Here is a 17,911-nt window from a genome sequence, read left to right as displayed (position 1 = left end):
GCCTGCCGCTTAGCTTGGCGGCGGCGGCAGGAAGTGGATGTTGAACTCGGCGGCCATCGCCACCACGTCCTCCGGCTTCTGTTCCTTCATGTTGTGAAGGCCCCAGAACAGATCGAAGAGCTTGCGGCTCGGAGAGACCCAGAACAGCACCTTTGCGGTCTGCTCCGACTTGTTGAAGATGCCATGCGGCACGCCCATGCCGAGGCGGATCAGATCGCCGGCGGTTGCCTGCGACTCCGAATTGCCGAGCATGAAATCGAGCTTGCCCTCCAGCATGTAGAGATACTCATCCTGGTCGGGATGAATATGCGGTGGCACGAATGTGCCCGGCGGCAGCGTCGCGTGCCAGGAGAAGCTGTGCTCGGTATTGCTCTTCGGCACATAGGTCTGGCCCAGGATGTTCCAGGAAATGCCCTGGATCCCCTCATTGGCCCGCGTGATGCCGGTGATTTCGCTCTTCATTGAAGTCCTCCCTTAGCGCGACGTTCGGCTTTAGTTCGCCGGCTTGCAGTCCTTGGCATAGCGGTCGCCGTAGTTCTCAAACACCTTCTGGACGATCTCGGTTTGGAACTTGCCGTCCGGACGCTTGGCGACCTTGGTCAGGTAGAAATCCTGGATCGGATAGCCATTGGTATTGAACTTGAAGGCGCCGCGCAGCGAGGTGAAGTCGGCCTTCCTCAGGGCGGCCGCGACCGCGTCCTTGTTCGAAAGGTCGCCCTTCACGGCCTTGACCGCGCTGTCGATCAACATCGCGGCRTCATAGGCCTGGAACGCGTAGGTGCCGGGCACGCCGTTGTAGGCGGCCTCATACGCGGCGACGAACTTCTTGTTCTGGGGATTGTCGAGATTGGGCGCCCAGTTCGCGCCGCCGAACATGCCGACTGCCGCGTCCTGCTGCGCAGGCAAGGTCGATTCATCCACTGTGAAAGCCGAGAGCACCGGAATTGCGTCGGCGAGGCCGGCCTGCCGGTATTGCTTGACGAGATTGACGCCGAGGCCGCCCGGCATGAACGTGAAGAGCGCATCGGGCTTCTGCGACGAGATCTTGGAAAGCTCCGGCTGGAAGTCCAGCGTGTTCAGCGGCATGTAGGACTCCTCGACGATCTCGCCCTTGTAGTCGAGCTTGAACCCCGCCACCGAATCCTTGCCGGCCTGATAGTTCGGCACCATCAGATACATCCGCTTGTAGCCCCGATCCTGCGCCACCTTGCCGAGGATCTCGTGGACCTGATCGTTCTGGTACGACGTCACATAGAAGAACGGGTTGCAGTCCTTGCCGGCAAAGGTTGACGGACCGGCATTGGGGCTGATCAGAAAGGTCTTCGATTCCGTGACGGGCCGGTGGATTGCCTGGAGGATGTTGGAGAAGATCGGGCCGACCACGAAATCGACCTTGTCCCGCTCCATCAGGCCCTTGACCTTGGTCACGGCCGCATCCGGCTTGAGCTCGTCGTCGACCACGACCACCTCGACATCGCGGCCGCCCATCTTGCCGCCGAGATCCTTCACCGCGAGCGCAAAGCCGTCGCGAACCTGTTGGCCAAGCGCGGCGGCGGGTCCCGACAGGGTCACGATCACACCCAGCTTGATCTTCTCCTGGGCGAGGGCAGGGTTCACCGCGGTGCCAAGCAGCAAGGCGGCTGCGGCCAACGTCAATTGCGTCTTCATGATCTGTCCCCCGTGATGGCCGGGCTTGCGCCGCAAGCCGCGTACTCTAATCCAAGCTTATGCCGATGATGGCTGCCGCGGCAAGCAAGCCGCGCGCATCGCGCCATCGCGGGCGGCCTTCATGCAAGCTGCGCGCCAATTGTTTGAAGCCTAAAGAAATTCGCGTGCGGTCGATTGTTGCAGCTTTGGACTTGCAGCCGGCGTGAATTTATTTGAAGCTCAAAATGTTGGGGAATCCGTGCCGGCGCCAATGCCGGTCGTGAGTGACTGCATCAAGATGCTCGATTCCGAGACCAAGGCCGTCGAAACGCCGGAGGACCATGCCGAGGAGCTTCGGCTGTGGCTGYGCCTGTTGACCTGCACGACCTTGATCGAAGGCGAAGTGCGTGGCCGGCTGCGGCAGCGGTTCGACGTCACGCTGCCCCGTTTCGATCTGATGGCGCAGCTCGACAAGGCGCCCGACGGCATGACGCTGTCCGACGTCTCCAAGCGCATGATGGTGTCGAACGGTAACGTGACCGGCCTCGTCGAGCGGCTCGTGGAATCCGGTCATCTCGACCGGCGGACCTCGGAGACCGACCGCCGGGTTCAGGTGATCCGGCTTACAAAACTCGGGCGCGGCGAATTTCGCAAAATGGCCGCGGAACACGAGGCCTGGATCGCCGACCTCTTCGCAGACCTGGCGCCGAAGGATGTGCGCGAGCTGATGCGGCTCCTGGCCAAGACCAAGGCGTCGGCGCAGAAATCGGCCGCGCGCCGCCGGCCTTAAGGCCGCGAGCAGGGGCCAATCCCTTTTGCCGCAGGAAAAAGCACGGGATGCTCAAAATCCGCTATTGCGCCGAATTGTTTTAAGCCTAAAATGTTTCTCCGATAGTGCTGCCGGGTGCTTTCCATGCGCAAAGGAGCGTGCGATGGCCAACGCCGCCAAGATTCAAGTGTCGGGCTCGTATGACGGCAACGCTGCGACGGCCCATGTCGATACATTCGCGCGGCAGCATCTGCCGCCGCGAGAGCTCTGGCCCGAATTCATCTTCACGCGGCCGGAGCTGCACTACCCTCCGCGATTGAACTGCGTCAGCTATTTCGTCGATCGCTGGGTCGAGCAGGGGCATGGCGACGCACCTTGCGTCATCAGTCCCGCGATCAGCTACAGCTATCGCGAGCTGCAGGAGCTGGTGAATCGCATTGCCAATGTTCTGGTCGGCAAGCTGGGTCTCGTGACCGGCGGACGCGTGCTGCTGCGCTCGGCCAACAACCCCATGATGGTTGCGACCTATCTCGCGGTGATCAAGGCCGGCGGCATCGTCGTGGCGACCATGCCGCTGCTGCGCGCCAAGGAGCTGGCCTATCCGATCCAGAAGGCCGAGATCACGCTCGCGCTCTGTGACGGGAAGCTGTCCGACGAGATGGAGAAGACGAAAGCGGTCGCGCCCGGTCTCAAGCGTGTCGTCTATTGGGGCAACGGGGCGGCGGATTCGCTCGAGACGCTGATCGCGGATGCAAGTCCTGAATTCTCCGCGGTCGATACCGCCTCCGACGACGTCTGCCTGATCGCCTTCACGTCGGGCACGACCGGCGATCCCAAGGGCACCATGCATTTCCACCGGGACATGCTGGCGGTGTGCGACGGTTATGCGCACAATATTCTGCGTGCTGAGCAAAAGGATCGCTTCGTCGGCTCGGCACCGCTCGCCTTCACCTTCGGCTTCGGTGGCGTGCTGTTTCCGATGCATATCGGCGCCTCCTTCGTCGTGCTGGAGAAGACGACGCCGGACGATATTTTGAGCGCGATCGAGCAGTACAAGACCACGGTCTGCTTCACGGCGCCGACCGCATATCGCGCCATGATCGGCAAGCTCCCCGGCCGCGACATTTCCTCGCTGCGCAAGTGCGTCTCCGCCGGCGAGACGCTGCCCAGGCCGACATTCGATGCCTGGCTCAAGGCCACTGGCATCAAGCTCATGGATGGCATCGGCGCGACCGAGATGCTGCACATCTTCATCAGCGCGACCGAAGACGAGATCCGCCCCGGTGCAACCGGCAAGCCCGTGCCAGGCTATGAAGCCAAGATCGTTGATGATGCCGGCAACGACGTGCCGCCGGGCACGATGGGCCGGCTCGCGGTACGCGGGCCGACCGGCTGCCGCTATCTTGCCGACGAGCGGCAACGCAAATACGTCCAGAATGGCTGGAACGTCACCGGCGATACCTATCTGATGGATGCCGACGGCTACTTCTGGTACCAGTCGCGCTCCGACGACATGATCGTGTCGGCCGGCTACAACATCGCGGGCACTGACGTCGAGGCGGCGCTGCTCACGCATGCGGCGGTTGCCGAGTGCGGCGTCGTCGGTGCGCCGGATGAAGCGCGCGGTATGATCGTGAAGGCGTATGTCGTTGCTGCGGCCGGTGTGACACCGGATGCTCAACTCGTGGCCGAATTGCAGGAGCACGTCAAACGCGAGATCGCGCCTTATAAGTATCCACGCGCGATCGAGTTTGTGACGCAACTGCCGAAGACCGAGACCGGCAAGTTGAAGCGCTTTGCCTTGCGGCAATTGGCGCAGGCCGCGGCGACGTCATCGGGCGTCGCGGCACAATGAGAGAAAGGTAGAGAATTGTCCGTGACGACGCCGGAAGGCCCGCAACTTGCGGTGCTGCCGATCGCAGCCGAGGACGAGGCCCGTTCAGTGGCGCAGGTGCTCCAGCCGTCAGGCTGGCCGATGCCGAAGGGCTATGCCAACGGCATGGCTGCTGAGGGGCGCATCGTCGTTACCGGCGGGGTGATCGGCTGGGACGCCGAGGAACGTCTCGCGGACGGCTTTGTCGGGCAGGTGCGTCAGACCCTGGGTAATATTGCGGCGATTCTCGCCGCGGCCGGCGCGCGGCCCGAGCATCTCGTGCGCCTGACCTGGTACGTCGTCGACATGGACGAGTACCTGACCAATTTGAAGGAGCTGGGCAAGGTCTACCGAACGATCTTCGGCGCACACTATCCTGCGATGGCGCTGGTGCAGGTCGTCCGCCTCGTCGAGAAGGCGGCACGCGTCGAAATCGAGGCCACCGCCGTCATTCCCCGCTGAAGAGCGCATCTAGCTCGCCTTGGCGAGGTCGTCGTCCTCGGGCGAGTTCAGATAGACGCCTGACATGGTGTCGACCCAGCAAAGATGGTCGTGCACCTTCTTCACGCCTTCCACGTTCTCCGCGGCGACGACCGCGGCCTGCCGCGCGCGTTCCTCGGTGATGACGCCGCTGAGGTGAACGATGCCGTCGCGAACGATGACGTTCAGCCCGAACGGGCACCAGTCATTCTTCTCCATGGTGTCGATGATGCGGCTGCGAATGTGATCGTCGTCGGCCGTCGGATCCGGCACCTCGCGGGCGAGCCCGGCCACCGCCTGCAACAAATTGGCGCGCGACACGATGCCGACGACCTTGTCGCCGCGGACTACCGGCAGGCGCTTCACGTTGTTGCGCTCCATGAGGTCGACGATCTCGGCGAGCGCGGTATCCTCGGTGATGGTCACGGGAGAGGCTGTCATCACGTCCGAGACCTTGCGGCCGTGCTCGTGGACGAAGTCGCTGGCCGATTTGCCGGAACCGAGGATGAACCTGAGCCAGCGCCCGCGCTTGCGCCCGGTGCCGATTTCGCCGCGGCGGATGAAGTCTCCTTCCGAGACGACGCCGACGAGCTTGCCGGCATCGTCGACCACCGCTAGGCCGCTGACGTGCCGCTTCAGCATGATGTTCGCCGCCTCGACGATGCTGGTGTCGGGGGTGACCGAAATGACCGACCGGGTCATGATCTGATGGGCCCGCATGGAGGTACTCCGCAGATTGTGATGGACTTCCAAGATCGAGCCTAGTCCAGGCGCCGCCACGCGATTTTGACCCAGGTCAATCGAGCCAAGTCCGCCGCGACGGGCAGCCCGGCTTGATGCAGCTCAATATTCTCGGAACGGGCGGCCGTATCATGAAGAACAAGCACCCTCATGGGTGGTCAGGAGGTTGATCGTGAGTGAGCTCGCCAAGCCGCAGGAGCCTGCGGCCGAACCATTGCTCTCTGATCCGATCGCCGGGTTGGCGGATGCGAACCGACGCGCCCTGGATACCGCTCTCGGCGCGCAAGGGCTCATGTTCGAGGAGATCGTCTTTGCGGCCAACGAACTCCTGGACCGAGCGCAAACGGAGACGCATTTGTTCGCGGAGTTCGTATCGAAGCTGGCCAGCTCCCATTCCGTGAGGAACTGGGGGACCATGTACAGGGAGTGCAGTCAGCACCAGCTCGACTTTATCCGCCGTGATTGCGATCGGTATTTCCGGCACGGCGAGCGGATACTGGCAGCGGCCTTCAGACTGCTCGACGATCGGCCCCGCCCGGTCGACGCTGTCATGGAAGTGAAATCGGAAATGCACAAGAATACCGGACCATGAGGGCGACGCAGACCTCAAACCTTCAGTTGGCTGAAGGGCAACCGACGCCCGAGCCACCCGTTGACCTGGCGAAGAGCTCCGGATTGCCAAGCTCAATCGTCGAACAGCCGTCCCATCTCGCGGCTGCCGATGCGCGGCCCGGAACCGAGCCATATCCGCTCGATCGGACCTTCCATGCGATGCTGGCTCGACTGACCGGTGGGATTTCGCCGTTAGCACTGTGGCTCGCCTACCTCGATTGGGGTTCGCATCTTGCGGCAGCACCGCAGCGCCAGCTGGAGAAGGCTCGCACCGTCGTTCGAGATACCGGCCGGTATCTCGATGCAGTGGCGCATGTTGCTGCACCGGGTCAAAACCCCTGGTCGGTCATCAAGCCGCAAGCGCAGGACCGTCGTTTCGCGGCACCATCATGGGAAAGCCCTCCGTTCAACCTGTTGGCGCAGTCGTTTCTGCTCGGGGAACGGTGGTGGCGCGATGCTGCGACCGGCGTGCATGGCGTCGCGTCCGCGAACGAGGCGATCGTCGAGTTTTCGGGACGCCAGATGCTCGACATGCTGGCGCCCTCGAACTTCGCCGCCACCAATCCCGAAGTTCTTCTGAAGGCGTTCCAGAGCGGAGGAGAGAATTTCGCATTCGGGCGGCAGAACTGGTACCGCGACTTGTTACGCTTGCTTTCTCCAGGAAAGCCGGCAGGCGATGAGCAGTTCGTCGTAGGCAAGACCGTCGCGACGTCACCCGGCAAGGTGGTCTACCGCAACGCGCTGATCGAGCTGATCCAGTATCATCCGACCACCGACAAGGTGCGGCCCGAGCCGATCCTGATCGTGCCGGCCTGGATCATGAAATACTACATCCTCGACCTGTCGCCGCAGAATTCGCTGGTCAGATATCTGACCGGCGAGGGCTTCACCGTATTTGCGATCTCCTGGCGCAATCCGGTCGCGAGCGATCGCGATGTGACCTTCGATGACTATCGCAAATCGGGCGTCAGCGCTGCCCTGGATGCGATCACCTGCATCCTGCCGCGCCGAAAGGTTCATGCCCTTGGCTACTGCCTTGGCGGCACCCTGCTGTCGATTGCGGCTGCCGCGATGGCCCGCGACGGCGACAACCGGCTGAAGACAATCACATTGCTTGCCGCTCAGACGGATTTCACCGAGGCTGGCGAGCTGACGCTCTTCATCAACGAGAGTCAGGTCGCCTTTCTCGAAGACATGATGTGGCAGCGGGGATACCTCGACACGACACAGATGGCCGGCGCCTTTCAGCTTCTGCGTTCGAACGATCTGATCTGGTCGCGGCTGTCGCACGGCTACCTGATGGGAGAGCGGGCACCGCCAAGCGACTTGATGGCGTGGAACGCAGACGCCACGCGCCTGCCTTATCGCATGCACTCCGATTATCTGCGCAAGCTGTTCCTCGGCAATGACCTCGCTGAAGGCCGCTACCGTGTCGACGGAAAGAGCATCTCACTCTCCGACATCCACACGCCGATGTTTGTCGTCGGCACGCTCCGGGATCACGTGGCACCGTGGCGATCGGTCTACAAGACTCACTATCAGGTCGATGCCGATGTGACGTTCCTGTTGACCAGCGGCGGTCATAACGCCGGCGTCGTGGCGCCTCCCGACGGGCCTGGGCATAGCTACCAGGTCATGACCAAAGCGGCGGATGCGCCCTATGTCGACCGCGACGAATGGCTGAAATTGGCGCCGCATGTTGAAGGCTCCTGGTGGCCGGAATGGACTCGGTGGCTCACCGCGAGGTCCGGCGATCTCTGCGATCCCCCGCCGGTCGGGTTTGGAAACGTTGGTGGCTTGCCCGACGCACCGGGAGACTACGTCCACACCTAGTCGTTGGGCTCCGAATTCGGCGCGAGGTCAGAGGAGCGGAAGGGCTTGGCTTTGTCCAGTTTCCGGTAGGCCGTCGAGGCCGTTCGCAACAGCTTCTTCTCGCGCTTGCGGTTGAGGAAGCGAATAGCGGCCTCGGGACCCGCCCCGTTCAATGACGCAGCCAGGGTTTGCCCTCGCGCATCGTCGTTCAATTGTCCGAGAGACCGTTGCGCCTTGCGCAACTGTTTGAGGATCGACTTCTGTTTCGCGAGCGACTTGTCTGCGAACAGGTCTTCCAGCGATTCCATCGAATAGGTCATTCGCTTGTTGAGAAGCCGCAGCTTGTGCCGCTTCTCGACGTCGAGCTTGCCGAGCTTCCGAGCCTTCTTGAGCAACGTCTTTTCCCATTCGGCGAGCTGCGCCGTCGCGTGGTCGGCGAGCGGGCAGCGGCGCAGGCGGATGGCTTCCTTGCTCCGCCTGGTCGACCAGGGTCCGCTCTCGATCCAGGCCGAGGTCTGCTCGACCAGGCGGCGATAGCGTGCGGACTGCAGCGCGCGCGCCAGCAGGCGGTGGCTCTCGGCGCGCTTCTCGTCCCAGTGCTGAAGCTCGGCAATCACGGCAAGCTCGTCGCCGCTCTCGGCGACTACGCGTTCGATCGCCACGTCGAGGTCCCGTACCATGCCGAGCTGGCTGTTCAGCCATTTCAGCTCGGCCCAGACTTTCGGCTGCAGCGCGTCGTCGACCATGGGCGAGAAGAAGCGGATGGCGGTCCGCAGATGCGTCAGCGCGATCCGGATCTGATGCAGGGCGTCCGGATCGCCGCGGCACGTGCCGTCATGCTGGGCGAGGACGGCATCGAGATGACGCCGCGCGATGATCCGAAACGCCGTATCGCAGGCCATCCCCGGGCTGAGGCGGCCGGGCAGGGCATTACGTCGCACCGCCGGCATGGCGCGAGCGGCTGCCGTCGAGGTCGTGGTGGGTCGCGCCATCCTTGCCCGCGCCAATCAGATTGCCTTATTTGCCCTCAGCGATCGCGTCCCGGCAGCGCTGGAGCGTCTGCTCGGGGGCTCCGGATGCATCGATGGTCGCCCAACCGACATGGCCGATATTATAGTGCTCTTGCAGCGCGGCAACCTCTTGCGTGGCGTCGGACGCGTCGCCGTGGCGGCTTCCGATTCGCGCTTGCCGCGTCGCCAGGTCCGCAACCAGGAACAGGCCGCTCAGAGGCACGTTGCACTCCCGGGCCAGCGCCGCGAATGCGTCGCGTTCGTAATCGCGGGCGAATACGCCGTCGACGATCGCGGAATGGCCTTGGGCGAGCACGCGCCGGGCGTGTCGGGCCAACGTCTCGTAAACGCGCGCTGCGAGCTCTGGCGTGTATGCGGATGACGGCAGCCGGTCAGTATTCCTGACTCCGAACATCTGCTTGCGAACAACGTCGCTGCGCAGCACGACAGCCCCCGGGAGCGGCGCCACCGCCGGCGCGAGCGTTCGGGCCAAAACCGTCTTTCCGGTACCCGACAGTCCACCGACCGCGACCAGGCGGGGAGCGGGAGGATGGATCAGCGCCCGGGCGAGGTCGAAATAACGGCGGGCTTCGTCAAGAATGCCGGGATCGCTGGAATGCGGCGGCTTCAGCCGTGCCAGTGCCACCTGGGCGCGGATCGCCGCGCGAATGGACATGAACAGCGGCAGGGCGCCGAGCGCGTCGAGGTTTTCGGGCGGTGTTGCAGCGAGATATTGGTTCAGGACGATGTTGGCCGCCAATGGTTGGTCGTAGCGCAACAGGTCCATCAGCGTGAATGCGAGATCGTAGAGCACGTCGACAGTTGCCATCTGTGCGTCGAACTCGATGGCGTCGAACAGGACGGGCTGCTGGTCAATCAGCACGATGTTCGCAAGATGCAGGTCGCCATGGCAGCGGCGCACGTAGCCCAGATGTCCGCGCTCTTCAAGCGAGGGGCGGGCGCGCAAAAATGCCTCGTGAGACGCCTTTCCGAGCTGCTCGATCTCCCCAACCTTAAAATGGTTGCCCGTCCGCAGGCCGTTGCTGTTTCCATCGATCAGGCCGGGGATGGAGGAAACCCATGTCTCGCCGTCCGCGCGTATCGCGGCGGCATGCGAAGCCACGATCGCGTCAGCGGCGGCCGAAACGAGGTCCGCGTCCAGCGAGCCAGCCTTGGCCAGATGATCCAGCGTCCGGCTTTCGTCGAAGCGGGACATGTCGACCGCATACTCGATTGGCCGGCCACGGCCGTCGACCCTTATCGATCCGTCCGGCTCTTCGGTGATCGCCACGACGCGATGATAGATCTGCGGCGCCAGCGGTCGGTTGATCCTGATCTCCTCCTCGCAGGCTGCCTTGCGTTTCTCGAGGGTCGTATAGTCGAGGAACGGAAACCGGACTGCCCGCTTGATCTTCAGCGCGCGCGTCCCGTCGAGGATGACCGAAGCGGCGTGAGTATCGATCCGTGTCACGCCGGGATGGTTGGCGGGGCTGGTGAGCGCCGCAAAGATCCGTTCCTGAGTCGCAAAATCGTCTGTCATCTCAACTGGCATAGGCGGATGCGCCGGCAAACGGTCGGGCAGCAAGCCAGGCTAACCCTTAGAGCAGGATCGCGGCCAGTCCTTGACTTCCATCAACGCCCGTCGTCGGCTGCCCGAACGGAGCTCCCCAAGGCTTGATGAGGATCAAGCCTTCCGACGAAAGCCGGTCTATTCTGGTCGGCAAGGAGAAACCCGATGCCCATCAAGGACGTCTTTTTGCCGCTTGTCGGCCAGCCGCGCGGGCCGGCGCTTGCCGCGATCGAGAAATGCGTGGCTGTCGCTGCCGACCTCGGCGCCAGGATCACCGCGCTTGCGCTTGAGGGAGATGTTTTCGTGCGGCCGAAGGTGGTGCTCCCCGACGATCCGGATGTCGCCGACGCAAAATGGGCGCTTCGGGCAGGCGACATGCAGCAGGTTCTGAATGCGTTCACCGCTGCGGCGTCCCGCGCCAACATTCGCGCCCAAAGCCGCGTGGTCAAGGTGCCGGCGGACCAGATCGCGTCGGTCCTGGCAGAACATGCGCGTTTCAGCGATCTCACGCTGGTCCCTGTGAAGCCGCACGACAGTCGAACGGAGCACGTCATCGAGACGTTGCTGTTCGAATCCGGGYGGCCGCTGCTGCTCTGCCCGGAACAGCTTGTGGACGAGCTGCGACCGGAATTCGAGAACGTCATGATCGCCTGGGATCACTCCGGGCGTGCGGCGCGGGCGGTCGGCGACGCGCTGCCGCTCCTTCAGGCGGCCGCCTCGGTCCGCGTGGTGACCGTGGCCGACGACGTGACCGACGCGATGGTGCAATCGGGAACTGCTCTGGTCGACCATCTGAGGGAACACGGTGTCCACGCCTCGTTCGAAACGACGAAGGGCAGCGGCAGCTCGATCGGCAAGGTGCTCGGAAGCTGGGCGAATTCCCATGCCATCGATGCGATCGTGATGGGAGCCTATCATCATTCACGTCTGAACGAGATCGTTTGGGGCGGTGTGACAAAGACCGTCATTGGCCAGCCACCGTGCTGGGTTATGATCTCGCACTAGGCTTGCTGCCAGCTTTCCGGCCTGACCTCCAACCATCGGAACCGTCCACCGACCGGGCGCATTTGCTTTCATGTCGACCTATCGTTTGAAGAATCTGCTGTCGCCGCGTTCTGTCGCGCTCGTCGGGGCGAGCGCCCGTCAGGTCTCTGTGGGGCGCGCCGTTCTGGAGAACATTCTCAAGGGCGAATTCAAGGGACAGTTTGGTCTGGTGAACCCGCGCCATGCGGAGATCGGCGGGGTCGCTGCGGTCGGCAGCCTGGAGAGGCTGAAATTCGTGCCCGAGCTCGTGGTCATCACCGCACCGGCGCGGGAGGTTCCAGGCATCATCGACCAAGCCGGGCGGCTCGGCTCGGTGGGCGCGCTGATCGTCTCGGCCGGACTCGGTCATGGACCTGGCTCTCTGCACGACGCCGCAATCGCTGCGGCCCGCAAATACGGCATGCGGCTGATTGGGCCGAACTGCCTCGGCATCATGATGCCCGGCGTGAGCCTCAATGCCAGTTTTGCCGCGCACATGCCCGGAGCGGGAAATCTGGCGCTGATTTCGCAATCGGGCGCGATCGCCGCCGGTATGGTGGATTGGGCCGCGCAGAGCGGCGTCGGTTTTTCCGGCATCGTCTCGATCGGCGATCAGATCGACGTCGATATTGCCGATCTGCTCGACTATTTCGCGATGGATCACAAGACCCGGGCGATCCTGCTCTATATCGAGGCGATCAAGGACGCGCGGAAGTTCATGTCGGCGGCGCGGGCCGCGGCGCGCGTGAAGCCTGTCGTCGTGGTGAAGTCCGGCCGCATGGCGCAGGGTGCGAAGGCTGCCGCCACCCATACGGGCGCGCTTGCCGGTGCCGACGCCGTCTATGACGCTGGGTTCCGCCGCGCGGGCGTCCTGCGGGTCTCCGATCTGCGCGAGCTGTTCGACTGCGCCGAGACGCTCGGCCGGGTCGAATCGCCGACGGGAAAGCGCCTCGCCATCCTGACCAATGGCGGTGGTATCGGCGTCCTCGCCGTCGATCGATTGGTCGAGCTTGGCGGAATTCCGGCGTCCATCTCGGCGGACCTCCGCAAGAAGCTCGATGATGTGCTGCCGCCGACCTGGTCCGGCGGAAATCCCGTCGACATCGTCGGCGATGCCGATGCGTCGCGCTATGCGGCGGCGCTGGAGGCGCTGCTTGCCGACCCCGACAATGACGCGGTTCTGGTCCTCAATGTGCAAACCGCGATCGCCTCCGCTGCCGACATCGCAACGACGGTGACCGAACGCGTGAGCAAGTATCGCGAGCAGCACCGCCGATGGGCAAAGCCCGTGCTTGCGGCCTGGGTCGGGGCCGATCAGAAGATCATTGAAATGTTCTCCGGCGCGGGCATCCCGAACTACCCGACCGAAGACGATGCAGTCCGCGGTTTCATGCACCTGGTCCGCCACCGCGAAGTCGTGGAGGAGCTGAGCCAGGTTCCTCCGGCGATGCCCGATACGTTCGTGCCTGACGCCCAGGCCGCGAGGCAGATTGTTGCGAGTGCGATCGCCGACGGCCGCAAATGGCTCGAGCCCGTCGAGATCAAGCGCCTGCTCGAAGCCTACGACATCGCGATGGTGCCGACCTATGCAGCGGCCGATGCCGAGCAGGCGGTGACCTATGCGAACGAAATGTTCGCGCAAGGTGCCACGGTCGTGCTGAAGATCATGTCGCGCGACATCGTCCACAAGTCCGATGTCGGCGGTGTCGTTCTCAACCTGACCACGCCGGCCACCGTGCGCGCCGCCGCATCCGACATCCTGGCACGGGCGAGGAAGCTGCGTCCGGAGGCCCGCATCGGCGGCGTCATCGTGCAGGCCATGGTCGTCAAGGCGAAGGCGCGTGAATTGATTCTGGGTCTCGCCGATGATCCGACCTTCGGCACCGTCGTCGTGTTCGGCCGGGGCGGGACGGCGGTGGAAATCATCAACGACAAGGCGTTGGCGCTGCCGCCGCTCGACCTGCAACTGGCCCGTGACCTGATCGAGCGCACGCGCGTCTCGCGGCTGCTGCGTGCCTATCGAGACGTGCCCGCGGTCAAGCAGGACGCCGTCGCCATGGTGCTGGTCAAGCTCGCTCAGATGGCGGCCGACATCCCCGAGATCCGGGAGTTCGACATCAACCCGCTGCTGGCGGATGAGACCGGCGTGACGGCAGTCGATGCGCGCGTCGTGGTGGGGCCGCCGCAGCGGAAATTCGCCGGCTCCGGTCCCGCCAATTTTGCCGTCCGCGCCTATCCGTCGCAGTGGGAGCGCCACCTCGAGATCAAGGATGGCTGGGGCATTTTCGTGCGGCCTCTGCGCCCGGAGGACGAGCCGACCATCCACGAATTCCTGCGTCACGTGACGCCGCACGACCTCCGCCTGCGCTTTTTTGCGCCGATGAAGGAGTTCACCCATGAGTTCATCGCGCGCCTGACCCAGCTCGACTATGCCCGCGCGATGGCCTTCATCGCGTTTGATGAGGCCACCAACGAGATGGTTGGCGTGGTCCGGCTCCATTCGGACTCGATCTACGAGACCGCCGAATACGCGATCCTGCTGCGGTCGGACCTCAAGGGCAGGGGGCTCGGCTGGGCCCTGATGCAGCTGATCATCGACTATGCGAAGTCGGAGGGGTTGAAGACCATCTCGGGTGATGTGCTCAAGGAGAACGTCACGATGCTCGAGATGTGCCGCCAGCTCGGATTCGAGGTGAAGCCGGATCCGACCGAGCCCGACATATGTGACGTCAGGCTGAAGCTCTGAACGCCTTGATTATGAATTTGCTTCGCCCGGCGTTGCCGCGGCAGGCGCCTTGGCGGTCGTCCGCAAACTCCTGACTATGATCGCGATCAACGGCACCAGCACCGGCACGATTGTGCTGAGCGGATGGTGGACTGCGCCGCTCACCTGGGCCTGAAGCGTTCGGGCCTCCAGTTGAATCGCTTCGACGGAAGACGCGTGAATTTCATTCGCAAGTTCGATATCGCGGCCCGAGGGGGCACGCCCCGCGATGACGAAGAGAATCCCCGCGATGGCGAAATTGACGGCGCCGAGGATGCCCGCCGCGGCAATCGCACTCCAGATTTGCACCAGCGCGAAATACGCCGACAGCTCCAGCATCAGGAGTCCGAATGCGGCGATCAGCGCCGCGAAGGCACGCAGGCCGAGCCCGATCAGCAGATGGCGCAGTCTGATGTCGGCGATGAGCCTGTCCGTACGCCACAGCACGCGCAGGTGTTTGACGACATTTTCGGTATTCACCTAGTGCCTCCTCAGCATGAAGCCGACGACCACGCCGAGCGCGAAGGCGGACGCGAGCGAGGCGACCGGGCGCTCCGTGACGAGACCATGAAGCCGTTCCTGCTCCTCGCTGACGGTCTCGCCGAGTTCGGCGAGCGCGGCCTTGATCTGATCGGCGAGGGCCTCGGCGCGGTCCTTTGATCCGTCGAGCATCTCCTCGCCGGCCGTGCTCAGCAGGCGTGTGACGTCGACCTTCAACGTCCGCAGTTCTTCACTCATCCTGTCGCTGTCGAACATGGATTTGATCGCTCCATTGAATGGAGCGAACCTAAGGTCCGCCGGCGCGACCGCGCTTGATTTGCGTCAAGGGGCGGGCGTGGTCCCGGTCTTGAGACAGGTCAAGCCCGCCGCCACATGCTGGCCTAGAACTGGCGGCTGAATGGGGACCAATTGTCCCGGTGAGGTGGAACGTGAATTCGGAACCTCTGCTGCTGGCGACGCCGTCCGGCGATGCGCTCGAACTGCGTCCCCAGGGGCCGTGGATCGCAGCCAATGTGTCGGCGCTCGAAGCGCTGTCCCGGTCGGTCGGGACGGATGTGGATCGATCCAGAGCCGTGAGACTGGATATGTCGGGCGTCAGCGCGCTCGACACGCTCGGCGCCTGGATCCTGGAGAAACTGTCGCGCAAGGCTGCGTCATCCGGCAGGCCGGCCGAGATCGTCGGCATGGCCGATCATTTCAGTGGCCTGATGGACGAGGTGCGTCAGGTCAACCGCCACACGCCGCCGCCTGCAGCCGCGCCGAACCTGGTTCTCCTCAGGCTGAACGATCTCGGCAAGGCGACGATCGATGCTAGGGAAGACATCACGATCTTTCTTCAAATGATCGGCGCATTGTTCATGGCCGTGATCGGCGTCGTGCGCCGGCCACGCTCGCTGCGACTGACATCGCTGGTCTATCAGCTCTACCGGATCGGGTGGCAGGCGATTCCCATCGTCGTTCTGATCACCTTCCTGATCGGTGCCATCATCGCCCAGCAGGGCTTCTTCCATTTCCGCAGGTTCGGCGCGGAATCCTACACTGTCGACATGGTCGGCATCCTCGTGCTGCGCGAGCTTGGCGTGCTGATCGTCGCCATCATGGTGGCCGGCCGTTCGGGAAGTGCCTACACCGCCGAGCTCGGCTCGATGAAGATGCGCGAGGAAATCGACGCGCTCTCCACCATGGGGCTCGATCCAGTCCACGTTCTGATTTTGCCGCGCGTTGCGGCCCTGGTCATTGCGCTGCCGATCCTCGCCTTCATCGGATCGGTTGCCGCGCTCTACGGCGGCGGGCTGGTTGCGCAATTCTATGGCGACATGGGGCCGGCGATCTACATCGCGCGGCTGCAAGAGGCCATCTCCGTCGCCCATTTCGAGGTGGGCATCCTGAAGGCGCCGTTCATGGCGCTGGTGATCGGGATCGTCGCCTGTAGCGAAGGACTGCGCGTGAAGGGCAGTGCCGAGTCGCTCGGCAGGCAGACGACGACGTCGGTGGTGAAGTCGATCTTTCTCGTGATCGTGCTCGACGGCCTGTTCGCGATCTTCTTTGCCTCGATCGGAATGTGACGATGCCCGAATTGCAGCAGGAGTTCGCGATCCGCGTCCGCGACCTCGTGGTCGGCTTCGGCCGTCAGACCGTGCTCGACCACCTGTCGCTTGACGTCCGCCGGGGTGAAATCCTCGGGCTGGTGGGAGCGTCCGGCGGCGGCAAGTCGGTGCTGATGCGCACCATCATCGGCCTCATCCCGCGCCGAAGCGGGGCCATCGAGGTCATGGGGCAGTCTATCGGCGGCCATACGCAAGGTGCGGCCACGACATGGGGCATCCTGTTCCAGCAGGGCGCGCTGTTCTCCTCGCTGACGGTGCGGCAGAACGTTCAGTTTCCGCTGCGCGAAAATCTCGTGCTGTCGCAGGAGCTGATGGACGAGATCGCGATCGCCAAGCTCGAGATGGTCGGGCTACGAGCGCTGGACGGCGACAAATATCCGGCGGAACTGTCCGGCGGCATGACCAAGCGCGTGGCGCTGGCGCGCGCGCTCGCGCTCGATCCCCCGATCCTGTTCCTGGACGAACCGACCTCCGGCCTCGATCCGATCGCCGCCGGCGATTTCGACGCGCTGATCGGGACGCTTCAGAAGACCCTGGGCCTGACCGTGTTCATGGTCACCCATGACCTCGCGAGCCTTACCACGGTCTGCGATCGCGTCGCCGCGCTCGCCGACGGCAAGATCGTGGCGATCGGCCCGATGCGCGACCTGCTGCAATCCGAGCATCCCTGGGTGCGCGCCTATTTCCACGGCAAGCGCTCGCAGATGCTGCAACCCCAGATGAGATGAGACATGGAAACCCGCGCTCCCTACGTGCTGATCGGCGCCTTTGTGCTGGCCGCGATCCTTGCGGTGTTCGGCTTCGTCTATTGGCTGAACAACACCGGCGGCATCGGGCCGCGCACGAACTACCACGTGCAATTCCAGGGACCGGTGCCGGGGCTTCTGGTCGGCGCCGGGGTGCTGTTCAACGGCATCCGCGTGGGTGAAGTCACCCAACTCGGGCTCGCGCCGGACAATCCGCGCTTCGTCAATGCGACGATCTCGGTTGCTACAGCGACGCCGGTGCGCGCCGACACCAGGGTCGGTCTCGATTTCCAGGGGCTGACCGGCGTGCCGGTGGTGACGCTGGAGGGCGGCATGATCGTGGTCAAATCGGGCGAACCCTTGACCTTGATCGCCGAGGCCGGCGCAGGCCAGAGCATGACGCAGGCGGCGCGCGATGCGCTGCGGCGGGTTGATTCCGTGCTGGAGGACAATTCCGGCCCGCTGAAGGATACCATCGCCAACTTCAAGACGTTCTCCGATGGTCTTGCGCGCAACACCGGCAAGCTCGACGGCATCTTGGCGGGCCTCGAGAAGATGACCGGCGGCGGCGCGCCCGCGCAGAAGATCACCTACGACCTGCGCACGCCGCAGAATCTCGGGCCGGCCGGCAAGACGCTGTCCGCGTCGCTGGTCATTCCCGAGCCGACAGCGGTCGCGATGCTCCAGACCCAGCGCATGCTGTTCTCGCCCAGCGGGGACAATCCGGGCTTTGCGGACTTCCTCTGGGCCGACAGC

Annotated in this window: 17 protein-coding genes; 10 read left to right on the top strand and 7 right to left on the bottom strand. The window is 63.8% G+C overall.

Annotation, left to right across the window (positions count from 1 at the left end; translation table 11 throughout):
- Nucleotides 1-9 precede the first annotated feature (9 nt).
- Both ACXJL8_RS04915 and ACXJL8_RS04910 read right to left on the bottom strand, forming a co-directional pair.
- On the bottom strand, nt 10-462 hold the full coding sequence (locus ACXJL8_RS04915) for a cupin domain-containing protein (RefSeq protein WP_456622648.1): 453 nt from the start codon (nt 460-462) through the stop codon (nt 10-12).
- Nucleotides 463-492: 30 nt separating this feature from the next.
- A complete protein-coding gene (locus ACXJL8_RS04910; RefSeq protein WP_456684688.1) occupies nt 493-1,668 on the bottom strand; it encodes an ABC transporter substrate-binding protein in 1,176 nt (391 codons plus the stop codon).
- A 250-nt stretch (nt 1,669-1,918) separates the two neighbouring features.
- Between ACXJL8_RS04910 and ACXJL8_RS04905 the strand changes: the two genes are divergently transcribed.
- From ACXJL8_RS04905 to ACXJL8_RS04895, 3 genes are all read left to right on the top strand, one after another.
- Entirely contained in the window at nt 1,919-2,437 is a 519-nt protein-coding gene (locus ACXJL8_RS04905; protein ID WP_456684687.1) for a MarR family winged helix-turn-helix transcriptional regulator, read from the top strand.
- Between the two features lie 142 nt (nt 2,438-2,579).
- Nucleotides 2,580-4,271 (top strand): benzoate-CoA ligase family protein, encoded by a 1,692-nt coding sequence (locus ACXJL8_RS04900; RefSeq protein WP_456622651.1) that lies wholly within the window; start codon nt 2,580-2,582, stop codon nt 4,269-4,271.
- 15 nt (nt 4,272-4,286) lie between these two features.
- Complete coding sequence (locus ACXJL8_RS04895) at nt 4,287-4,751, top strand: RidA family protein (RefSeq protein ID WP_456622652.1); 465 nt, start codon at nt 4,287-4,289, stop codon at nt 4,749-4,751.
- A gap of 9 nt (nt 4,752-4,760) precedes the next feature.
- On the opposite strand, the gene ACXJL8_RS04890 is transcribed toward ACXJL8_RS04895, so the two are convergent.
- Nucleotides 4,761-5,489 (bottom strand): CBS domain-containing protein, encoded by a 729-nt coding sequence (locus ACXJL8_RS04890; RefSeq protein WP_456622653.1) that lies wholly within the window; start codon nt 5,487-5,489, stop codon nt 4,761-4,763.
- 193 nt (nt 5,490-5,682) lie between these two features.
- On the opposite strand from ACXJL8_RS04890, the gene ACXJL8_RS04885 reads away from it, so the two are divergent.
- A complete protein-coding gene (locus ACXJL8_RS04885) occupies nt 5,683-6,102 on the top strand; it encodes a hypothetical protein (RefSeq protein ID WP_456622654.1) in 420 nt (139 codons plus the stop codon).
- Nucleotides 6,099-7,955, top strand: coding sequence for a PHA/PHB synthase family protein (locus ACXJL8_RS04880; protein ID WP_456622695.1), 1,857 nt, complete (start codon nt 6,099-6,101; stop codon nt 7,953-7,955). Before ACXJL8_RS04885 ends, ACXJL8_RS04880 begins: the two co-directional genes overlap by 4 nt.
- Here the strand turns inward: ACXJL8_RS04880 and ACXJL8_RS04875 are convergent.
- Nucleotides 7,952-8,926, bottom strand: coding sequence for a CHAD domain-containing protein (locus ACXJL8_RS04875; RefSeq protein ID WP_456622655.1), 975 nt, complete (start codon nt 8,924-8,926; stop codon nt 7,952-7,954). The two genes, ACXJL8_RS04880 and ACXJL8_RS04875, sit on opposite strands and share 4 nt — an antisense overlap.
- A gap of 25 nt (nt 8,927-8,951) precedes the next feature.
- Nucleotides 8,952-10,484, bottom strand: a complete 1,533-nt coding sequence (locus tag ACXJL8_RS04870) for a bifunctional aminoglycoside phosphotransferase/ATP-binding protein (protein WP_456622656.1) — start codon at nt 10,482-10,484, stop codon at nt 8,952-8,954.
- Nucleotides 10,485-10,679: 195 nt separating this feature from the next.
- Here ACXJL8_RS04870 and ACXJL8_RS04865 point away from each other — a divergent pair, with 195 nt between their 5' ends.
- Together ACXJL8_RS04865 and ACXJL8_RS04860 are read left to right on the top strand one after the other, a co-directional pair.
- A complete protein-coding gene (locus ACXJL8_RS04865) occupies nt 10,680-11,519 on the top strand; it encodes a universal stress protein (RefSeq protein WP_456684686.1) in 840 nt (279 codons plus the stop codon).
- A 70-nt stretch (nt 11,520-11,589) separates the two neighbouring features.
- The gene (locus ACXJL8_RS04860; RefSeq protein WP_456622658.1) at nt 11,590-14,283 is read left to right on the top strand and encodes a bifunctional acetate--CoA ligase family protein/GNAT family N-acetyltransferase; all 2,694 of its coding nucleotides are present in this window, start codon (nt 11,590-11,592) and stop codon (nt 14,281-14,283) included.
- A gap of 9 nt (nt 14,284-14,292) precedes the next feature.
- Here the strand turns inward: ACXJL8_RS04860 and ACXJL8_RS04855 are convergent, their stop codons facing one another.
- Nucleotides 14,293-14,781: a phage holin family protein gene (locus ACXJL8_RS04855; RefSeq protein ID WP_456622659.1), complete on the bottom strand. Its 489-nt coding sequence runs from the start codon at nt 14,779-14,781 to the stop codon at nt 14,293-14,295.
- The gene (locus ACXJL8_RS04850) at nt 14,782-15,039 is read right to left on the bottom strand and encodes a hypothetical protein (RefSeq protein WP_456622660.1); all 258 of its coding nucleotides are present in this window, start codon (nt 15,037-15,039) and stop codon (nt 14,782-14,784) included.
- 191 nt (nt 15,040-15,230) lie between these two features.
- On the opposite strand from ACXJL8_RS04850, the gene ACXJL8_RS04845 reads away from it, so the two are divergent.
- The 3 genes from ACXJL8_RS04845 to ACXJL8_RS04835 form a co-directional block, all read left to right on the top strand.
- Nucleotides 15,231-16,367, top strand: a complete 1,137-nt coding sequence (locus ACXJL8_RS04845; RefSeq protein WP_456622661.1) for an ABC transporter permease — start codon at nt 15,231-15,233, stop codon at nt 16,365-16,367.
- 2 nt (nt 16,368-16,369) lie between these two features.
- Entirely contained in the window at nt 16,370-17,137 is a 768-nt protein-coding gene (locus tag ACXJL8_RS04840) for an ABC transporter ATP-binding protein (RefSeq protein WP_456684685.1), read from the top strand.
- A gap of 3 nt (nt 17,138-17,140) precedes the next feature.
- Nucleotides 17,141-17,911: MlaD family protein (locus ACXJL8_RS04835; RefSeq protein ID WP_456684684.1), on the top strand; the 771-nt coding region annotated here is incomplete at its 3' end.

The organism is Bradyrhizobium sp. P5_C11_2, from assembly GCF_054049755.1.
This window is presented reverse-complemented; position numbering and strand designations above follow the sequence as displayed.